Raw genomic sequence first — 16,973 nt, 5'->3', positions numbered from 1 at the left:
GGGCTTTGCCCCTACACCCCAAGGGCGGCGCGGCGCGCTGAATCTGTCTTGGGGGGCGTCGTTTGTCTACGAAATAATCTATTGACAGGTGTTGACAAGGCGGGCCGTTTTGTCCTATTATTGTCCTATCGGAAGGCGATGTTATTCCTAATTCCTTCCGATCCGGCCGGGGCCGTGGCGGCAACCACTCCCCAGTCGGTCCACCAACTCACAGGAGAAATGCACCATGATTGCTAGCCGTTTCAGCCGTCGTTCCCAAGGTATCCGCTCTGCCCAGCCGCTGACCAAAGAAATGGCCGCCGAGCTCCAGCCCGTGCAGCAGGCCCAGGGCGCACCTGTTCCTATTGCGTGGCGCTATGAGGCGTGCCGTGCGTTCGATGAAGAAATGGGAGCCAGAATAGGCGATCAGAACTACAGCGAGGCGAAGGAGCTAGCCTACGCGCTCAACGAATACGACGAAATGGGCTTCGAGCCTTCCCCCCGCGAGCAGGCCATTCTTGCGGAGCGCAAGCCAGCCATCGATGAAGCCGCGAACTGGATATATCAAAACGTCCTGCTCAACCCGGTTGTGAAAGAAAAGGTCTACGAGACGGTGCGCGACCTTGGCCGCTATACCGGCGATGCAGACAACGACAGGCAGCGGCGCGAATACCTTGCCGAAATGGAAGGGAAGCAGCGGGCGCAGTAAACGCAGCAGGAGATCAGAGCATCAAGCGCGAAATGCGCCGCCTGGAAGCCTAACCAACAGGTCCCGGCGGAAGCCGGGACCTCCCCGCCCGTGCTCGGCGCGGGACACGGCTCCGGCCGCTGGGCGGCCTGCGCGCTCCGCTTGCCGTGATCGGCGGCCAGCCGGGGGCTGGCCAGCGTGCTTGACCGCGGCTCGCCGGCGCCGGCGGCGCCGACCAGCGGCGGGGGGCAGCTCGCCCCCCTCTTGCCCACCGCGCGCCGCCGACCGGGCGGACGGAACCGCCCGGTCGGCGGGCCGTTGGCCGCGCCCCGTGGACAAGACGGGGACGACCTGCAATCGGCAGGGCCGCCCACCCTTCGCCCACCGCTTCCCCCGCCCCTGGGGATGGATGGAACCATCCCCGACGGGCCGGGGCGACGCCTGCGGCGTCGGCCGTGGACGAAGCGTGGACGGCCGGCGACAGCTGTGTGGGGGCCGCCTGGTGGCGTCCCCCCTCCGGGTCGCCCTCCGGCGCCCCTGCGCGCCCCCGTGGGGCTTGCCGGCCCTTCCGCGCGATCGTCGGGGCTTGGCGGAGCCGGTCGGGCGCGTCCAGCCCTTGAACCGTGCTCCACGTCGCCGGAGCGAGCAAGGGGCTTTCGCGGCATAAACGGTGCCCCCCGCAAGCGGGTCCCCCCATTTATTCCACGGTCCCCTTGCTCCCCCCGACGCCGCGGCGCAGGCCGGGCCTACCGCGCCCGACCGGCTCCGCCAAGCAGACCCCCGCCGAGGATCTTCCTGCGCTCCAGGTCCAGAGGAAGGAGACGGCCGCCAGGCGGCCGTCGCATCCCAGGCGCACCGGCTGCGCCGGCGCGAAAAGCCCGCAACCCTCCCTCACCACCTAGCAGGCCCCGGCGGCGCTGCGCGCTCAACGGCGCAGGAAAAGCGGTCACCGTGGAGGATGGTCGTGGTGATGCCGGCAGATCGAGGGCAGGCCGACCAGGTCGGGGCCGAGGCGTCCCCGGTGCGGGTGAGGCGTGGAGCGTATCCGTAGGGGCTTTGCCCCTACACCCCACTGCGGCGCGGCGCGCTGAATCTGTCTTGGGGGCGTCGTTTGTCTACGAAATAATCTATTGACAGGTGTTGACAAAACGGGCCGTTTTGTCCTATTATTGTCCCATCGGAAGGCGATGTTAGTCCTAATTTCTTCCGATCCGGCCGGGGCCGTGGCGGCAACCACTCCCCAGCCGGTCCACCAACTCGCAGGAGAAACAGCATGCTTGCTAGTCGTTTTGGCCGTCGTTCCCAAGGTATCCGCTCCGCCCAACCGCTGACCAACGACGAGATCGTCCGGTTCGCGCCGTCGATCTTCGCCAACGAGCCGCATGAAAGCCGCTCGCAGCGTTACACCTACATCCCGACCATCGATGTCCTCGATGGTCTGCGCAAAGAAGGGTTTTCACCGTTTATGGTCGTGCAGACGCGCACTCGCAATCCCGACAAGCGGGAGCACACCAAGCACATGATCCGCATGCGTCACGCCAACCAGATCCAGGCGGGCGAGGCCAACGAAATCATCTTGCTCAACAGCCATGACGGCAGTTCGTCCTACCAGATGCTCGCCGGCGTCTTCCGGTTCGTCTGCCAGAACGGCATCGTGGTCGGTGATACGGTCGGTGATATCCGTGTGCCCCACAAAGGCGACGTCGTCGGCCAGGTCATCGAGGGCGCCTACAAGGTCGTCGACAGCTTCGCCGCCGCCGACGAGCAGCGCGAGGGCATGCAAAGCTTGACGCTTAGCGAGGGCCAGCAGACAGCCTTCGCGCGCGCAGCCCTTGCCCTACGCTACGACGAAGATGCGGCCCCTGCCCCGGTCACCGAACAGCAGCTGCTGACCCCGAAGCGCTGGGAGGATCGCAAGTCGGATCTGTGGACCACGTTCAACCGTGTGCAGGAAAACATGGTGCGCGGCGGCTTGCGTGGTCGCAATGCGAAGGGTCGGCCCACCACCACCCGCCCCGTCAATGGGATCGACCAGACCATCAAGCTCAATCGGGCGCTGTGGGTGTTGGCCGACGAAATGCGCCGCCTGGCAGCCTAACCAACAGGTCCCGGCGCAAGCCGGGACCTCCCTGCCCCGTGTTCGGCGCGTGACTGGATGAACTTCTCGAGGTATCGCCTATGAGCGAAATAATTCCTGATGTGATCGACACGCAGTGCCGGCGCTGCGGGACACCGTTGCGAACCTTGCGCCAAAGCCTGCTTGGCTTGGATGAGCTGAAACAACGGCTCGGCAGCATCTGCACGGTGTGCCTGACCCCCGAAGAACATGCCGAGATCGCGCAGGCACAAATCGAGGCGTTGACCCTAGCCGCTTACATTCGTCGCCTGCAGGAGGAATGAAGACCGCTCTGTCAATAGTTTCCTAAAAAGTATTGACAAGTATTGACAAAAATGTGATTCTAGTCGGGCCGGATCCACGAGGCGGCAACCTCGCCGGCGCGCTCACCAAAGCAGGAGTACCACCATGGCAAATCTCAACGAAGTTCGTTTGATCGGCAATGTCGGTAAGCCCATCGAGTTGCGCAACCCCAATGGCACCGACGTATGCACCGTCTTCCTCGCGACCAACAGCTATCGCGGCAAGGGTGAGCAGCGCGAGCAGCGCACCGCTTGGCATCGCGTCGTGCTGTTCGACCAGAACGCCCGTTATGCCGCTCGACATGTGCAGGTCGGCGATACGGTTTTCGCCGCTGGTCATCTCGATTATCGCCAGTGGGAGCGCGACGGCGAGGTGTACCACACCACTGAAATCATCGCCTATGACTTCCAAGGCCTGCGCCTGCGTGGCGTCGAACGTTCCGCCAATGACAACGGCGAGGAAGAGTGATGCGAGGCCTTCGGATGATCGGCTTGGACGTTCGCCGCAATCTTGGTCGCTTGCTGCTGCGCCGATCACCTCAATAACCAACAGGCGGGGCACCATGCCCCGCCGCAATCTCTAGGAATATCGCCACAATGCTCAAAACGCCCATGACCGCCGCAGAATTCGAAGCTATCCAGCCACGGTTAGGACGGCTTAGTGGCGACACAGTAAAAATTGCCCGCCGCGTCCTGGTCGATGGCAAATCCCAGGCGGAGATCGCCGAGGAAACAGGCCTCACCCGGCAGCGCGTCAGCAAGATGGTGCAGCGGGTCGTGGCCGCTGCCAATGAGTTTCCGCCCGATTGGGAACGCGTCGACGAATGGATGCCGCCGGAACTGGCCACGAAGGTTCGCACACTTGCGGCCGAAGCTCGCAGCAACGCACAGGAGAAAGCCCATGCTTGACGCACACGAAATCGAAGATCGCCGCCGCGCCGTGGCCAACGCAATCGCATCCCAGCGGCTCGAGGGCCTCGAGGTCGATGCCCAAACTCAAGCCGAACTCGAGCGCGTGGCGCTGGGCGAAATGGAGCCGGCAGACGTGATCGCCAGCATTCGCCGGCGCCTGGTCGTCAGCGACGAACAGAAGAGCAGCTAGGAGGACTTATGTCTATCACTCAGCGTTTCAATCGGGAAAAGGCCTTCAAATTCGTCCGCCTCGTTATCGGATTGCTGTTCTTTGCAGCCTGTGCCTATAGCATCGGAGACTTCGTTGTTTTTGACCTCGCGCCCTCGTTGTTTGGTTAGTGATGGCCAAATACGACAGTGTCCCAGACCCCTATATTGATCCAGCTACTGGGATCATGCGCAACCTGGTGGGGGCGCGCGTGCAGCACGAACTGGACCGCATCGAAGCCGCGTTCGCATCCGTCCGCGCCTACGAGCTGGAAAAGGGTCCGGCTGTCGGCCGCTACGATCTCGATCACCTGCGTAGCGTGCATCGCAGTTTGTTCCGAGATGTGTATCCCTGGGCCGGAGAAATCCGGTCCGTCATCATCGAGAAGGGCGAAACCCGCTTCGCCATGCCCGAGCACATCGAGGGCGCGGGCGCGCAGCTGTTCCGCCAGTTGAACCGGGAGCAGAACCTTCGCGGCTTGGATGCCGACGATTTCGCCAAGCGGGCAGGGCACTACCTTGGCGAAATCAACGCCCTGCACCCGTTCCGCGAGGGCAACGGGCGCGCGCAGCGCGCCTTTGTCGGGCAGTTGGCCAGCGATGCCGGCTATTCCATCGCCTGGGATCGTGTCAGCCGCGAGGACATGACCCGGGCCTCGATCGAGGCCTATCACAGCACCCCCGACCGGCTCGCTCAGATGATCCGCGACAACCTCACCGATCGCGACCACGCCCGGGCCGTGGAGCTTGGCCGCTCGCTCGCTGGCGCCGGCGCTAGCGTCGCCTATGCCGAGCTTGGACAGACCTACACCGGCCGTGTGCTCGGTGCGACCGAGCGCTATGTGGTGCAAGAGCGCGCGGACCTGCCCGGCGAGCTGGTCTTGCACAACCGCTACCGCGTCGTCGGCGACCTTGAGGCCCAGCGCGGCCAGGCGGTCGAGATCCGCTATCCGCAAGGCGATGTTGCGTTGGTCATGCCCGCCAAAGGCCATGACGGCCCGGGCAAAGATAAGGCCACTCCGGACAAGGCCGGCGACTTCGGCCGAGACTTCGGCCGGTAGGGCAGGGCATGGACGTATCGCTGGCCAACTACGTCGACGCGATAGTTGAAGCTGCGGGCGCGATCCGATCGGCCAACGATGCCAATGACGCCCTGCAGGCGCTGGCCAGGTTCGAGGCGCTGGCCTGCGACGTGGACATGCAGCTGATGCTAGCCACGTCCTTCCAGCTCTTGGTCAACCTCTTGCCCGACCATGTGCCGACGATAGGGCAGGGGGCTTGATCGGCGGCCAGCCTGGGGCTGGCCAGCGTGCCTGACCGCGGCTCGCCGGCGCCGGCGGCGCCGACCAGCGGCGGGGACAGCTCGCCCCCCCTCTTGCCCACCGTGCGCTGCTGGCCGGGCGGACGGAACCGCCCGGCCAGCGGGCCGTTGGCCGCGCCCCGTGGACAAGACGGGGACGACCTGCAATCGGCAGGGCCGCCCACCCTTCGCCCACCGCTTCCCCCGCCCCTGGGGATGGATGGAACCATCCCCGACGGGCCGGGGCGACGCCTGCGGCGTCGGCCGTGGACGAAGCGTGGACGGCCGGCGCAGCTGTGTGGGGGCCGCCTGGTGGCGTCCCCCCTCCGGGTCGCCCTTCGGCGCCCCTGCGCGCCCCCATGGGGCTTGCCGGCCCTTCCGCGCGATCGTCGGGGCTTGGCAGAGCCGGTCGGGCGCGTCCAGCCCTTGAACCGTGCTCCACGTCGCCGGAGCGAGCAAGGGGCTTTCGCGCCCGACCGGCTCCGCCAAGCAGACCCCCGCCGAGGATCTTCCTGCGCTCCAGGTCCAGAGGAAGGAGACGGCCGCCAGGCGGCCGTCGCATCCCAGGCGCACCGGCTGCGCCGGCGCGAAAAGCCCGCAACCCTCCCTCACCACCTAGCAGGCCCCGGCGGCGCTGCGCGCTCAACGGCGCAGGAAAAGCGGTCACCGTGGAGGATGGTCGTGGTGATGCCGGCAGATCGAGGGCAGGCCGACCAGGTCGGGGCCGAGGTGTCCCCGGTGCGGGTGAGGCGTGGAGCGTATCCGTAGGGGCTTTGCCCCTACACCCCACTGCGGCGCGGCGCGCTGAATCTGTCTTGGGGGCGTCGTTTGTCTACGAAATAATCTATTGACAGGTGTTGACAAGGCAGGCTGTTTTGTCCTATTATTGTCCCATCGGAAGGCGATGTTAGTCCTAATTTCTTCCGATCCGGCCGTGGCCGTGGCGGCAACCACTCCCCAGCCGGTCCACCAACTCGCAGGAGAAACACAATGACAAGGGTTTACGGCGGATGCATCGAACCGGGCGGTATGGAGCTTGACGATCAGGCTTATTCGATCGAATGCCCGGAGTGCGGCCGCGACGCGAAGCGGCACGATTGGGAGTCGGCGGATGGTGGGTGCATCAACAGCTATTGGTCAGAACGCTGCGCCCACTGTGACTACGCAGATGGAAATTCCGATATCGGCTTGGAAGATGACTTCGACTTTCCATGGCAAGAACTCGACTCCGTAGACTGCTCCGATGAGGAAGAAGATCCGGCGACTGCCGTATCAGGGCCGTGGAGAGCAGAATGGACGACCCCGGCCGACCTGATGGCCTTGGCTAAGGGGCAGCCCTGCGAGGTGAAACCATGAGCCGCCATACCATCACCGTCCGCAGCTTGGACAACGAACACCGGTTGGATCCAGCCGGGACAATCGGCTATGACCGCATGCTGCGCACCTACTTCGTCCAGGGCTTTCCCAAGCCGAATGAGGACGCAGAGCATGCACTGTGGATCGGCTGCTGGCTGGAAGAGTTTCCGACGCTGGCGAGCCTGTACGAGGGGGCAGCTGCCGAGGGGTATGCGATCGAGGGCGTGAGCGACGAGATGGCGGCCGCGATGGCCCGGGAGGCCTCGATGCCGGCAGAGCCGAGCGCGGCCGAGCGGTTCGGCCTGGTCAGGTAGACCTGGCACAGAGGCAAAAAGAAGGGGCGGCTTGGCCGCCCCTTTCTCGTATCAGCTCCCGGCAATTCGCATGGCCAGGTAGACCGCTGCTCCACCGACGCCGCCGCCCACCAGGGCGAACACGGCCAGCAGAACGGTCAATCGTCCGCGTGCCAATCGCAGTTCCCGTGCGGCGGCGCTGGCTTCGCCGGCGGCCACCTGGGCCGCCTTGACGGTGTCTTTCCCCTGCTGGTCGATGACACGCGACAGCCGAACGCAGGCCTCGTTGATGTGCCCATTGCCTTCCTTGACGGCCGCCTGCAGCTCCGCCTTGGCTTCCTTGACGGTCTTGGGGATCGCGGCCTGCAGGGCCTCGACCCGATCCAGGATGCCCCCGACGTCGCCCAACAGTTCGGCCATCAGGGCTTCGCGGGTTGTGGTCGGTCCGGCCATAACTTACTCCCTTGCCTACTTGGTCAGGACCGCGAACACGCTGTTCAGATTTTCCTGGGCCGAGGCCGCAAGGCGCTTGGCGGAAATCTTCGACGCGATCGCCTGCTTGTCTTCCGGCGTCTTGGCCTCACGCAGCTGGGCCTTGTAGTCCGTGGTATCGGCCACGAGTTCGTCGATCGTCATGTCCAGCGCCCGCAGCCGCTGATACAGCTCGGAATACTGGATCGCCGCCGCAGGCCGCAGGGTGAAAGACTTCTTGTCTTCATGGAACGCGATCAGGGGATAGAACGCATCCTCGACCGTATCGTCGGCCTCGAGCTTGTTGAACACAACGCGGATCTTCTTAGCCGGCACGCCCATCGCGGTCAGGGCCTGGATGGTCGCGATCGTGTCCTTGATCTGCTTGGCTTCTTTCACCGTAGGGATCACGAACAGGTCCATATCCTCATGCGAGCCGCGGTACTGGCGCATGAGCTTGACGAAATCCTCGACGTTGGACGAGCCCACGTCGATGACGGCCGAGTCGATCACCAGCAGCTGTTCCTGCAGGGCGCCGAACTGCTTGCCCCGCACGCTGCTATCGCCGCCGCCCTCATCGGAGTTGATCGACTCTACCGCGATGTATTCGGCATCCTTGATGCGGGGATACAGCAGGTGCTTGGAGACCGTGGACTTGCCGGTGTTGCCGGAGAAATTGATAACTGCAATCTTCATTACTCGCTCCTAGGTAGTGCGTTTCTTGCCGATGATTGGCTTCCGGCGCGTCATGTAAGACTCCCCAACCTCGTCGCGCTTGATACGGTCAATCGCGTCGTCAAAGCTTGTGGTCGGGGCAGCGTCTTCCGCGGCGTCAGCCGTCGAATCCTCCTGGGGCGCATCTGCCGGGGCCTGCGGATTGCCGTCCGCCCTGGTGGCCCTGATCGCCTTTGGAGGGGTCTGCTTGGCACCGCCCGCATGCTGCGCGCGATACCGATACAGCGTTTTGCGGAAGGTCTCTAGCGTTACGTCTAGCCCCCCCGCAGCCAGCGCTGCGACGATCTCTTCGTGTCGCACGCCTTGGTCTAGCTTCTCTTCGATCTCTGGCATCACGCGGCGCAGCTTCGCCGCTTTCGTGCCGCCTGTGAGTTCAGTGATCGATTGCTTCAGCTTATTGACATCCACATTCATCACCCTCCGTTTGGTCTTGCAAAGCGTCCTAATTCTGTCCTACTTATTTCCCACTGTCAACCACATTCGGGTTATAGAAGTCCCCGATCTGTCCGATTCGTGTCCGAGCCTAGCACGCTAGCGCGTACTAGGCAGCGTTCGGACGCTTTTTTGGCTCCCTGGCGTCCCTTAACCGATCATGTTTCTGTTTTTTCTGGGGGGTCTGCCCTTAACCTGGTGCCATATACCATACGCAACGCTGCGCGCTGCTAAGTCTTTGAAAAAAATACGTTTTTTCAAAATTGCCTAGCGAGACCGTAAGACGTGCGTATTACGATTGTTGATATTTTTCCTGATTTTGCTAGTATCGAGCGTAAGACAGACGTAAAACAGAGGCGGAAATTGTGGCGTCCATTACCTTTCGATGCAGCGAACGCGAGAAGATCGAGATCGAGCAGCGCGCCAGCAATAGCGGCATGAACATCACCGACTATGTGAAGGCGCGGCTGCTGGGCACCGATGACAGCCGCGATCTGCTGCAGGCGATCGCCGAGCGCCTCGAGCACGGGGCAGGCGACGTCGCTGGCCCGGGCGGCATAGGCCGAGGAGAGCTGGCCATGCTGGTCGAGTTGCTGCTGATGATGCGGCACACCGTCAAGCCCGATACCCAGCGCCAGGCGCAGGCAGAAGTCGAGCGCCTTGGACTGGAGGTTTGGAGTTCCGAAACAGCCAAGCGAGGATAGATATGGACGACAAGCAGAAGGCCCAGGCGGTATTCGCCGCCTTGCTGTTCACCCCGATCGCAACCTGGTTCATCACAGCCAAGACCGTCTATGGCTTCACCCCGCAGGACGTTCGGCCGCGCTTGGCCTACCTGTTCAAGAACACGTTCGAGTTGTGGCCGCTATGGGCCGCGCTGCTGGGCGGGGTCGCCCTTGGGATTGTGGTGGCGGTCCTGGTCGTGAAGTTGAATCGGAAGGTCTTCGCCGGCGCTCACTTCGACAAGTTCTATCGCGGCACCAAGCTTGCCACCGCGCAGGAGCTTGCCCGCGAAACCACCGAGCGCAATCGACCGCAGATCACGATCGCGGCCGTGCCAGTTCCGATCGAGGCCGAGAACACCCATTTCTCGATCGGGGGGGCGACCGGTACCGGCAAGTCGACCATCTTCAAAGAAATGATGTTCGGCCTCCTGCAGCGCGGTGACCGCATGGTCGTGACAGACCCTGACGGGGAGTTCTTGTCCGCGTTCTACAGGCCTGGCAAGGACAAGATCCTCAATCCCTACGATAGCCGCACCGAGGGGTGGAACTTCTTCAACGAAATACAGGATGACTACGACTTCGAGCGCTACGCGAAATCGATCATCCAGCCGTCCGACAGCAGCGAGTCGGAAGAGTGGAACGACTACGGCCGCATGCTGTTCCGCGAGGTCGCCCGCAAGCTGTTCAACACCAGTCGCCAGCCAACCATGCGGGACGTGTTCGGCTGGACCAACCAGCGGCCCGTTGAGGAGTTGGAGGCCTTCGTGAAGGGGACGGCCGCCCAAGCCCTGTTCACGGGCAATTCGCGTGCGACCAGCAGCGTTCGGTTCGTCCTGTCCAACAAGCTGTCGCCCCACCTGAAAATGCCCGATGGTCCTTTCTCCCTGCGCGATTGGCTTGCCGATCCCAAGGGCGGGAACCTGTTCATCACCTGGGACGAGAACATGCGCGAGGCGCTGCATCCGATGATTTCGTGCTGGGTCGATACGATCTTCACGTCGGTCCTGGGAATGCCGGTCGATCACGATCGGCGCATCTGGACCTTCCTCGATGAGCTGGAATCGCTCGACCGGTTGCCCACACTCGGCGATGCCTTGACAAAGGGCCGCAAGAAGGGCCTCAGCGTCGTCACAGGCTATCAGTCCTATACGCAGCTGGTCCGGATCTACGGCGAGGAGCTGGCCGAGACCCTGCTTAGCAACCACCGCACCACCGTGGCAATGGCTGTCGGACGCATGGGCGAGAAGACTGCAGACCGGCTATCCAAGGCGCTCGGCGAGCACGAAGTCATGCGCCGTAAGCAGGGCTCCAGCCGGCGCTGGGGTCAGATGGGTACGCGAAGCGAGAACGAAGAGGTCAAGACCGAGCGCGTTGTGTCGGTCGCGGAGATCATGGCTCTGCCCAACCTTGAAGGCTATCTCGCGTTCCCCGGAAGTCTGCCGGTTGCCAAGTACAAGACCGAGCCGGTGACCTATACGCGGTCCGAACCCGTGCCAGGCATCCTGCGTTCTGAACGGGTGTTTTCATCATGATCGATATCACCGTGATCACGCGCCAGTCGGTCGGCAAGGTCGTCTCCTACTATGCGGACGGGGCTGACGACTACTACGCCAAGGACGGCACAGCCATGCAATGGCAGGGCGAGGGTGCGGCCGCACTGGGGCTAGAGGGGGAAGTCGATCGCAAGCGCTTCGGCGAACTCCTGGACGGCCGCATCGATGAGCACACCCGCACGCGCCGCATTCCCCCGACCACCGAAGCCGCCCGCAAGGAGCGGCTGGCCTACGATCTGACGTTCAGCGCCCCCAAGGGTGTTTCCCTGCAGGCCTTGGTTCACGGCGATCACCGGATCGTTGAGGCCCATGAGCGGGCTGTCGCTGCTGCCGTGCGCGAGGCGGAAAGCCTGGCGATGGCCAGGTCGACGGCCAGCAAGAAGACAAGCGTCGAACATACGGGAAAACTGGTGGTAGCGAAGTTTCGGCATGAAACTTCCCGGGCGCTCGATCCCGATCTGCACACCCATGCCGTTGTCCTGAATCTGACCCAGCGTGCCGATGGGCAGTGGCGCGCGCTCACCAGCGACGGCATCGTCAAGTCGCTGCGCCACCTGGGTAACGTCTACAAATCGGAGCTGGCCCGCGAGCTGGAGAAAGCAGGCTTCACGCTTCGCTATGAGCGCAATGGCACCTTCGACCTGGCGCACTTCACCGAGCATCAAATCCGCGAGTTCAGCGCCCGCAGCCAGCAGATCGAGGCGGCATTGGCTGCCCAGGGCCTAAACCGTGAAACCGCCACACATGCCCAGAAGAACCAAGCGGCTTTGTCCACGCGCCAGCGCAAGGTCGAGGTCGACCGCGCAGCCATCCGGCAGGAATGGCAAAAACGCGCCGCCGAGCTGGCCATCGACTTCCATAGCCGCGAATGGGCAGGGACAGGACGTGATGGTGTTGAGGAGCGCACTCAGCGGCTACCGCCCAAGGAAATCGAAAAACCGCTCGAGCACTATGCCGACAAGGCGGTCCAGTTCGCGATCAAGTCGCTGACCGAGCGCAATGCGATCGTGAAGCAGTCGGAACTTGAGGACGTGGCCTTGAAGCACGGTTTCGGGCGCGTGACGACCGAAGACATCCGGGCTGCGCTCGATCGAATTACCCGCTCTGGCCACCTCATTCGCGAGCTGCCCGTCTACGTCTCCATGAACCCGGGCGGAAAGAAGAAAGCCGATGGCCAACCCGGGCCGGCACTCACGCGCCAGGAATGGGTTGCCACCCTGCAGGCCAGCGGCAAGTCCAAAGCCGAGGCGATCCGGCTGGTCGATATGGGGGTGCGCAGCGGTCGCCTCGACAAGCAAGAGCCGCGCTTCACGACCCACATCGCGCAGAAGCGGGAGCGGGACATTCTGCAGACGGAACAACGCAATCGGGGCGTGATGGAAAGCCGGATTGCCCCCGAGGTCTCGCGTGCCTTCCTAGCCGACAAATCGTTGAATGAAGAGCAGCGCCGGGCTGTTCAGCACATTGTGGAAAGCGCGAACCGCTTCATCGGCGTCCAGGGATATGCTGGTACTGGCAAGACCCACATGACTAAGGCCGCCGCGGAACTTCTGGAAGCCAACGGCTTTCATGTCACCACGATGGCACCCTATGGGTCGCAGAAGAAGGCGCTGGAGGAAGCCGGGTTAGACAGCCGCACCGTGCAGGCATTCCTGCGAGCCAAGGACAAGAAGATCGATGCGAACAGCGTGGTCTTCGTCGACGAGGCCGGCGTTATTCCAGCGCGCCAGATGCTCGAAATCATGAAGACGATCGAGGCGCACGGCGCTCGGGCGGTCTTTCTCGGCGACACCACACAAACCAAGGCAATCGAGGCCGGAAAGCCCTTTGACCAACTTCAGAAGGCCGGTATGGACACCGCCCACATGGTCGAGATTCGCCGGCAGAAGGATCCCCAGCTGCTGGAGGCCGTCAAGCTGGCGGCTGAAGGCCAGACGGAAAAGTCCGTGGCACAAATCCGCCAGGTTTTGAAGGTGCCGGATTCGGACATGAGATACAGCGCGATGGTTCAGCGCTACGCCGAGTTGCCCAAGCACGAACGCGACCGAACCCTCATCATTACGGGCACCAACGAGAGCCGCAAGGAGCTGAATGCTGGTGTGCGAAAAGCCCTTGGCCTGGAAGGGCAGGGGCTGGGGTACAAGTTGCTCAATCGCCTGGACACGACCCAGGCCGAGCGTCAGCACAGTCGTTACTACAAGAAAGGTAGCGTGATCGTGCCGGAGCGAAGCTACGCCAACGGTTTGCAGCGTGGCGAACACTACACGGTGCTGGATACGGGGCCAGGCAACAGGCTGACCGTGCGCGATGACGCTGGCCAGCAGATCCATTTCTCGCCGATGCGCTGCCCCAAGCTCAGTGTCTACAACGTGGAGCAGACCGAACTGGCCGTTGGCGACCAGGTGAAGGTCACCCGCAACAATGCTGACCTCGATCTTGCCAACGGCGACCGCTTTGTCGTTCAACGCGTCGACCAGCATGAGATCGAGTTGGAGGGGCAGGGCGGCCGCCGGATCACGTTCGACGCCACGACACCGATGTTCGTTGCCCTGGCATATGCCTCAACTGTCCATAGCTCGCAGGGCCTGACCTGCGACACGGTCTTGATCAATATCGAAACCACCTCTCGCACCACGACTAAGGATGTCTACTACGTCGGCGTGTCCCGGGCACGCCACGAGGCGATCATTTACACCGACGACGCCGGCAAGCTGGCCAGCGCCGTGAGCCGCGACAGCCTCAAGACGGCCGCACTCGATATCAAGCAGCTCGCGGCCCATGCGATCAATCGGCAACAGAAGACAAAATCCGGCCCGCATGGACCGGAAGTAGGCCTAGGCGGCTAGCCTGGCTTCTTGGTCAGCACTTCGATCCGGATCAAGTCGGCCTGCACCTGAGCCAGAACCTCGCAGAGGGTGTCGTCGGTCAATTCCATGTCCCTGTTCGCATTCGAGTAGAACGCTATCAGCAGGTTGACCAGGCAGCCTGCGCGGTGAGCAATTCCGTTGATACGTTCGTGCGGGGCAACAATCTCAGGCACAGCGGCAGCAAACATGGCGTACTTGCGTCTGCCCGCGCACAGCCGCCATAGGCTGTTTGTTCGTGTCGGGGTCTCACGCCCGGCGCCGGATTGTGCCGGCGCGGGCGAAGGATAAGCCAAGCCTACCTGGATAGGGTAGCCAAGTTGGGATCGAGCTCAGCTGCAGGTACGTTGCAGTGGTCATGCGTATTTCCTTGCCGGACACCTCAGGCGACTGGTGAGTCTAACCCGATTAGGACTCACCAGTGCCCAGGCTTATCGATTGACCTGCCAGGGTTGCGAACGCGCTCGGGAAGCTGCGCTGCGGCCAGCTCATCATCCAAAATGTATTGACGTGTCCAGTCAGCGCGGCTCGACAGCGAGACGCTGACTCTCCTGTCCGATTCACCATCGATCGGCGGCCTGCGTGGCGTGACCACGCCTAGCACGATGGCCGGGAAGTCTTCGCGGATAGCCGCAAGGACCGGCTCGATATCGCTATCGTTGGAGCAGACAACCAGCTGCTGATAGCGCGCCGACGCAGCATCGCGATACATGGTCAGCGCCAGGTTCACATCGGTCTGTTTCTCTTCGAGCTTCCAGACCCGGACCCGGCGCGCCCGATCATACGGCTGGCCGCTGACAAACTCCGGCAAAAGGGTTCCCGCTTTGTCCCAGCTGTGTTTGCCTAATGTCGTGGTGAATCGTTGCGGGTGGGTGTGTGCTAACGCGCGCAGATACGCCGCTTGCGTTTCCGATGCCTGCTTGTGGGTCGCAAACCTACCCAGCGCCGGCGCTGTGAAATACCTGACGTGCAGCAGATGGGTTGTTGGATCTTGGTCGTGCAGGAGGCGATCAAACAGAGTAACCACATCGAGCCACTTAAATGTGGTCCCACGGATGCGCCCGTAGTACAAGTTGTAGCCATCAATGTAGACGGCAGTCGCTTTGTCGGTTGTCACGAGGAGCTTCCTGCAGACATGAAAAAACCGCCTTGCGGCGGTTTTTTCGTCCCAAGCCGTTACCCAACTGAATGGGGCGACAAGGGAGGAGTGGTGAGGCCAGCCTAACGGATGCGCCCGGGCGATGCAACATCTGGACTACGTTGGGTTCATGTCCCCGACACGGAAATGGAAAGATCGGCCTTTAGATTCAATAGTTTAGAGAGATTTCGGCCCTCGTACTGCATCGCGGCTGGGCCAACATAGCCTGCTGGCAAGACGCTACGCGCGGTACTGCTGTCTTCGGGCGCTACGGCGATGACCCTGTCGTTCGTGGTTGTCATACAGTTCCTCCGGTTCCTGCAGCTGTTGGTGAGAGGTTTACAGGTGCTCAATACGGTGGTGCATAGGGCGCAGCCTGGTCCCACCGCGATTGCCAGTGCTGCAGGAACTCGCCGGCGTAGCCTGGCACGTCCCACAGCACGATGACGTTCTCGCTGTTGGCTGTTTCGGCCGATCGTGTGTAGTTGAAAGATCCCGTTTGGACGGTCTTGCGATCGGCGACGATCACCTTGTCGTGCATGATTTGGTAATGCCCATTGAGCCGCACCTGGATGCCGGCGATCGCCAAGGTGTTGAGTGCCGCGGCCTGGCTTTTCTGCCGACTCTGGTCCGCGTCGACCACGACCATTACATCGACACCGCGTTTTTTTGCCGCGATCAAGGCCTGCGCGATATCGGGGGCTGTGAACGAATAGGCCATGACGCGCAGCTCACGGCGCGCGGTGTTGATCACGTCGAGGACCAGGCTGCGGCCGGTGCCCTCTGGCGAAAACCCGACCTGGGCAGCAGCTTCGGCTGCAGCCGCCGGCGCTGGCACCACCTGCAGGGCCAGCATGATGGCCAGGATGCAGCGGCCGACGTAAGACCGCCGCTCAGCTGACCAGCTGTTGCTTCTTGAAATGGGGGTCATAAAGCACTTCCGTGATCTGTCGGTTGTCCATGTGGACGATCACATCCAGCGTCGTATGTATCGTCTTCATGATGACTTCGTAGTCGAGCAGCCGGCCGACTTCGGACGCCTTCACCAGCGTGGCGATGCGACTTGGCGTGGCGACGGCGTTGTCCGCATGGGTCGAGAAGATGCCGCCGGGATGCCCCGTATTGGCACCAGCCAGGTAGTCCCACGCCGCGTCGTCACGCAACTCCGTCATGAAGATCCGGTCGGGCGACAGGCGCATGCATGCCTTGAGGCACTCGGAAACAGACACACGGCCCTCCTGCGAGCCGTACATCATGTAGCCGATTTCTAGCTGCTTGTCGGACGCCACTTCGTGCACGTCCTCCATCAGCAGCACCCGCTCTTCGGCGGGCACCTCCATCAACAGGGTGCGAGTGAAAGTGGACTTGCCGGAGCCGGTCTTGCCGGACACGGCGATGTTGCGCTTGCTGCGCACGGCCAACCGAAAAAAAGAGACCAGGTCTTCTTCGGCCAACAGCTGCAGAAGCTCTTCCTCGAATGGCTCGAGTCGAGTGGCATCGGCCTGCGATCGCCGCTTCCATCCCCTAAACCGGCCTTCGTCGCGCAGGTCCTCGAGCGATTTGTTCACCGCCAGATGTTTGCGGATGGCGATCAGCACGGTGCCTTCTAAGACCGCCGGCGGCCAACAAATAATGCCTCGTGACCCATCCGGCAGCAGCACGTTGTTGATCGGCTTGCGGCCCAGGCCGTTGTAGTGCAGCAGCGTGTCGGTCAGGATTTCCAGATAGCGCGCCGTCACCTCCGGCCTGTCGTGGAAGACCCGGCCGCTTGCAGTGTCGCACACGACCTGGCCGAACCGATTGACGCGAACCTCGAAGACTTCCGGGTCATCGAGGTATTCTTTCAGTGGGCCGAGCGTTAGCCAAACCGAGGTATCGGGGTCGATCGTGCGCTTCATCCGG

At 62.6% G+C, this 16,973-nt stretch carries 20 protein-coding genes; 13 read left to right on the top strand and 7 right to left on the bottom strand.

Annotation, left to right across the window (positions count from 1 at the left end):
• Positions 1–226 precede the first annotated feature (226 nt).
• From KHF85_RS20305 to KHF85_RS20260, 10 genes are all read left to right on the top strand, one after another.
• A complete protein-coding gene (locus KHF85_RS20305) occupies positions 227–688 on the top strand; it encodes a hypothetical protein (RefSeq protein ID WP_284569619.1) in 462 nt (153 codons plus the stop codon).
• A 1,252-nt stretch (positions 689–1,940) separates the two neighbouring features.
• Positions 1,941–2,765: a DUF932 domain-containing protein gene (locus KHF85_RS20300; RefSeq protein ID WP_284569639.1), complete on the top strand. Its 825-nt coding sequence runs from the start codon at positions 1,941–1,943 to the stop codon at positions 2,763–2,765.
• Between the two features lie 80 nt (positions 2,766–2,845).
• Entirely contained in the window at positions 2,846–3,067 is a 222-nt protein-coding gene (locus KHF85_RS20295; protein WP_206712301.1) for a DUF2688 domain-containing protein, read from the top strand.
• Positions 3,068–3,191: 124 nt separating this feature from the next.
• Entirely contained in the window at positions 3,192–3,554 is a 363-nt protein-coding gene (locus KHF85_RS20290) for a single-stranded DNA-binding protein (RefSeq protein WP_284569638.1), read from the top strand.
• 128 nt (positions 3,555–3,682) lie between these two features.
• Positions 3,683–3,994: a TrfB-related DNA-binding protein gene (locus KHF85_RS20285; RefSeq protein ID WP_284569637.1), complete on the top strand. Its 312-nt coding sequence runs from the start codon at positions 3,683–3,685 to the stop codon at positions 3,992–3,994.
• Complete coding sequence (locus KHF85_RS20280; RefSeq protein WP_206712298.1) at positions 3,987–4,187, top strand: antitoxin VbhA family protein; 201 nt, start codon at positions 3,987–3,989, stop codon at positions 4,185–4,187. The genes KHF85_RS20285 and KHF85_RS20280 overlap by 8 nt, the downstream gene beginning before the upstream one ends.
• A gap of 205 nt (positions 4,188–4,392) precedes the next feature.
• Positions 4,393–5,265 carry a Fic/DOC family protein gene (locus tag KHF85_RS20275; protein ID WP_284569636.1) on the top strand — a complete coding sequence of 291 codons (873 nt, stop codon included), beginning with the start codon at positions 4,393–4,395 and terminating at the stop codon, positions 5,263–5,265.
• 8 nt (positions 5,266–5,273) lie between these two features.
• Positions 5,274–5,486, top strand: a complete 213-nt coding sequence (locus KHF85_RS20270) for a hypothetical protein (RefSeq protein ID WP_206712296.1) — start codon at positions 5,274–5,276, stop codon at positions 5,484–5,486.
• 1,008 nt (positions 5,487–6,494) lie between these two features.
• Positions 6,495–6,860 carry a hypothetical protein gene (locus KHF85_RS20265; protein ID WP_284569635.1) on the top strand — a complete coding sequence of 122 codons (366 nt, stop codon included), beginning with the start codon at positions 6,495–6,497 and terminating at the stop codon, positions 6,858–6,860.
• On the top strand, positions 6,857–7,174 hold the full coding sequence (locus KHF85_RS20260; RefSeq protein ID WP_206712294.1) for a hypothetical protein: 318 nt from the start codon (positions 6,857–6,859) through the stop codon (positions 7,172–7,174). The genes KHF85_RS20265 and KHF85_RS20260 overlap by 4 nt, the downstream gene beginning before the upstream one ends.
• Positions 7,175–7,225: 51 nt before the next feature.
• Here KHF85_RS20260 and KHF85_RS20255 read toward each other — a convergent pair whose 3' ends face one another.
• Genes KHF85_RS20255 through KHF85_RS20245 form a run of 3 tightly spaced genes read right to left on the bottom strand, consistent with a single transcriptional unit; the run spans position 7,226 to position 8,773 of the window.
• Positions 7,226–7,606, bottom strand: coding sequence for a hypothetical protein (locus KHF85_RS20255; protein WP_261191811.1), 381 nt, complete (start codon positions 7,604–7,606; stop codon positions 7,226–7,228).
• 15 nt (positions 7,607–7,621) lie between these two features.
• Positions 7,622–8,320 carry a StbB family protein gene (stbB, locus tag KHF85_RS20250; RefSeq protein WP_058361929.1) on the bottom strand — a complete coding sequence of 233 codons (699 nt, stop codon included), beginning with the start codon at positions 8,318–8,320 and terminating at the stop codon, positions 7,622–7,624.
• Positions 8,321–8,329: 9 nt separating this feature from the next.
• Complete coding sequence (locus tag KHF85_RS20245) at positions 8,330–8,773, bottom strand: hypothetical protein (RefSeq protein WP_206712292.1); 444 nt, start codon at positions 8,771–8,773, stop codon at positions 8,330–8,332.
• A 383-nt stretch (positions 8,774–9,156) separates the two neighbouring features.
• On the opposite strand from KHF85_RS20245, the gene KHF85_RS20240 reads away from it, so the two are divergent.
• The 3 genes from KHF85_RS20240 to mobF are packed head-to-tail and all read left to right on the top strand — an operon-like array spanning position 9,157 to position 13,915.
• On the top strand, positions 9,157–9,495 hold the full coding sequence (locus tag KHF85_RS20240) for a plasmid mobilization protein (protein ID WP_206712291.1): 339 nt from the start codon (positions 9,157–9,159) through the stop codon (positions 9,493–9,495).
• A 2-nt stretch (positions 9,496–9,497) separates the two neighbouring features.
• Positions 9,498–11,048, top strand: coding sequence for a type IV secretion system DNA-binding domain-containing protein (locus KHF85_RS20235; RefSeq protein ID WP_206712290.1), 1,551 nt, complete (start codon positions 9,498–9,500; stop codon positions 11,046–11,048).
• On the top strand, positions 11,045–13,915 hold the full coding sequence (mobF, locus tag KHF85_RS20230) for a MobF family relaxase (protein WP_284569634.1): 2,871 nt from the start codon (positions 11,045–11,047) through the stop codon (positions 13,913–13,915). The genes KHF85_RS20235 and mobF overlap by 4 nt, the downstream gene beginning before the upstream one ends.
• Here mobF and KHF85_RS20225 read toward each other — a convergent pair.
• The 4 genes from KHF85_RS20225 to KHF85_RS20210 all read right to left on the bottom strand — a co-directional run bounded on the left by KHF85_RS20225 (position 13,912) and on the right by KHF85_RS20210 (position 16,969).
• Positions 13,912–14,124, bottom strand: a complete 213-nt coding sequence (locus tag KHF85_RS20225; protein ID WP_206712288.1) for a hypothetical protein — start codon at positions 14,122–14,124, stop codon at positions 13,912–13,914. The genes mobF and KHF85_RS20225 overlap by 4 nt on opposite strands.
• A gap of 224 nt (positions 14,125–14,348) precedes the next feature.
• Positions 14,349–15,050, bottom strand: coding sequence for an NYN domain-containing protein (locus tag KHF85_RS20220; protein WP_284569633.1), 702 nt, complete (start codon positions 15,048–15,050; stop codon positions 14,349–14,351).
• 370 nt (positions 15,051–15,420) lie between these two features.
• Entirely contained in the window at positions 15,421–16,002 is a 582-nt protein-coding gene (locus KHF85_RS20215) for a phospholipase D family nuclease (RefSeq protein ID WP_409976725.1), read from the bottom strand.
• Positions 15,965–16,969, bottom strand: a complete 1,005-nt coding sequence (locus tag KHF85_RS20210) for an ATPase, T2SS/T4P/T4SS family (RefSeq protein ID WP_206712285.1) — start codon at positions 16,967–16,969, stop codon at positions 15,965–15,967. Before KHF85_RS20210 ends, KHF85_RS20215 begins: the two co-directional genes overlap by 38 nt.
• Positions 16,970–16,973: the final 4 nt, after the last annotated feature.

It is taken from the genome of Xanthomonas graminis pv. graminis, assembly GCF_030168915.1.
Lineage (GTDB): Bacteria > Pseudomonadota > Gammaproteobacteria > Xanthomonadales > Xanthomonadaceae > Xanthomonas_A > Xanthomonas_A translucens.
Note: the sequence above shows the minus strand (reverse complement) of the source record. Positions and strands in the feature narration are given on the sequence as shown.